The sequence below is a fragment of the Silvimonas amylolytica genome, from assembly GCF_014645555.1.
In the GTDB taxonomy this organism is placed as follows: domain Bacteria; phylum Pseudomonadota; class Gammaproteobacteria; order Burkholderiales; family Chitinibacteraceae; genus Silvimonas; species Silvimonas amylolytica.
Map to the genome: position 1 here is coordinate 31267 of NZ_BMLY01000012.1, position 201 is coordinate 31467.

Consider the following 201-nt stretch of genomic DNA (forward strand, 5'->3'; position numbering starts at 1 on the left):
TTCTTCCTTGCTGTTTATCCTGTTTTACCCAGATTCCTTGTCCCCATCGTCTAGAGGCCTAGGACACCGCCCTTTCACGGCGATAACCGGGGTTCGAATCCCCGTGGGGACGCCACCATTCTTGGGGCTATAGCTCAGCTGGGAGAGCGCTTGCATGGCATGCAAGAGGTCAGCGGTTCGATCCCGCTTAGCTCCACCAAA

The 201-nt window shown here is 56.2% G+C and carries 2 tRNA genes; both read left to right on the top strand.

Annotated features, from left to right (window positions below):
- The first annotated feature begins 39 nt into the window (after positions 1 to 39).
- Positions 40 to 115: transfer RNA gene (locus IEX44_RS20525), tRNA-Glu, on the top strand.
- A gap of 8 nt (positions 116 to 123) precedes the next feature.
- Positions 124 to 199, top strand: a tRNA-Ala gene (locus tag IEX44_RS20530).
- Positions 200 to 201: the final 2 nt, after the last annotated feature.